Source organism: Streptomyces sp. NPDC050535, assembly GCF_044457665.1.
In the GTDB taxonomy this organism is placed as follows: Bacteria; Actinomycetota; Actinomycetes; order Streptomycetales; family Streptomycetaceae; genus Streptomyces.
The window spans coordinates 1-1901 of sequence record NZ_JBITHE010000062.1 but is presented as its reverse complement, the minus strand read 5'-3'; the positions used below and the strand labels follow the sequence as shown (position 1 = coordinate 1901).

At 66.3% G+C, this 1901-nt stretch carries 1 protein-coding gene; it reads right to left on the bottom strand.

Features of this window, described 5'->3' with window-relative positions; all coding sequences use genetic code 11:
• Positions 1-17 precede the first annotated feature (17 nt).
• Positions 18-1790, bottom strand: coding sequence for an IS1182 family transposase (locus ACIBLC_RS41920; RefSeq protein ID WP_399216743.1), 1773 nt, complete (start codon positions 1788-1790; stop codon positions 18-20).
• Positions 1791-1901 lie beyond the last annotated feature (111 nt).

Sequence of the window (1901 nt, the reverse complement as noted above, 5' to 3'; positions counted from 1 at the left end):
GATGCTGTTGGTGATCTCTAGGCCGTCAGCCTTTGACAGAGCTGCCGGAAGTGGCTTGGTGGTCGTAGTGGAGAAGCCGGTGTGGTGCCGGGCGGGAAGCATTCGCTGAGTCGGACGATGTTGGTTCCAGCGGCTGTGAGTACGTGCTGGACGTGCGTCTTTGCCAGGCCGCGGTAGCGGCAGTGACGCAGGCCATGAGCGTGAACGGTTTCTGAGACAGTGGCCTCGCAGCCTGCACGAATGGCATAGCGTCGCTGCCAGTTGCTGGTCTTCTGGTCTTTCCTGACCTGGGACTGGATCTTCTGCTGGGGCTCGGGCAACAGGAGGATGTGGCGCCCTTTGCCGTCCACATTGCCGGTGCACTTCAGACGGTCCTTGCATTCCCGGCATGCCTTACGGGGGAAGAGGACGGACAGTCGAGGGTGTCCGTCGCCCAGGGTGGTTTTCCAGGGCGGGCTGGTGATGGCGTTCGGACAGGTGAGGGTGCGGTTGTCCCAGTCGATGTGGAAGTCCTCCTTCGTGAAGCCCGACCGCTGGGCGGCTTGTGGGTCCTCGCGGACCGGGCCGAGCATGGAAATGTCCCAGGTCATGGCTGCTTGGTGAATGCTGTCCGGGGTGACATAGCCGCCGTCGACGACGTGCTCGAGAGGGTGAAAGCCCTGGCGGGTCAGCTGTTGATGAATGTCGTCGAGGGCGTCGATGTCCTGTTGCGGCGCCGGGCGGGTGACGACCTGGACGATGACGTTGGGGCTGGACTCGTCGCAGGTCTCGGTCTGGTGATCGCGATAGCCGATCCAGTCGCGCTGGCCGGCCGCGGTGACCTTCTGGCTGTAACGGGCCTCGGGATCGTGTGGGGTGACGATCTCCATCGTGGACCACGGAACCCGTGCTGAGGCAGGATCCGGTCGGCCGTCTGCTGAGGCTTTGCCGGTGTTCCTCTGCTCGGTCGCCCTCCGGCTGGCCCGGTCACGGGTCGACTTCGCTGCCCGCCAGCGGAGTTGGCCCGCTTCGTCGTGCCAGTACTGCTGGACCCAGACCTGCCGCAGGACCTGCACCGACCTCAACTCCCGCAGGCCAGGCGGGGCATCGTCGCGATAGACGGCGCGCAGGATGTGCAGCCCGTCCTCACCCACCCGCAGCACCCAGGCGATCAATGAGTCTCCGCCACGGGGCAGGCGGTCGTAGCGCACCGGCCGGCCGTACCGGTCTGCCCAGTCAGGCGTCACGAGAGCGGCCAGCCACCCTTCGCCCTGCAGCGCGAGTTCCTCCAGGGCACAGCGCAGCGTCTCAGCGACCAGTTCACCCCGGTTCAGACGGCGCACCGCCGCCAGTACGTGGGTGGAATCCGTTCGGATCCGTCCCCGCCGCTTGACCAGACCGGCTTCTGCCAGGCGGTCCACGACCAGCGCCAAGAGCCGGTCCGCGCGGTCGCCTTCAGCCACCCGGCCACGGAACTCACTCAGGACCGTGAAGTCGAATCCCGGATCGTCCAACTCCAGGCCCAGACAGTACTTCCAGTCCAGGCGGCAGCGGACTGCGTCCGCCGCCTGCCGGTCAGTGAGGTTCTCCGCATACTGCAGCACCGACACGAGAGCCAGCTGAGCCGGCGACAGCCCACGCCGCCCGTCAGCCGGATACCAGTCGGCGAAGTCGGCATCCGTGAACAGGCCGTCCAGCCGATCACGCACCCACATCGCGGCCGTGCCCCGTGGACTGCTCGCCCGTGCCATCCGCACCGTCAACGGCGGTATCACCCGCCCCGAAACCGAACCCATTGCCACTGCGGTCACCCCGCCAACCGCCGAAACCGCCCCGCTCCCACCAGCGCAGCATCGCGAGAACATGAACACAGCCACGGTCAGCAGACTTCACCCCACCGAGTGAAGATCACCAACAGCATC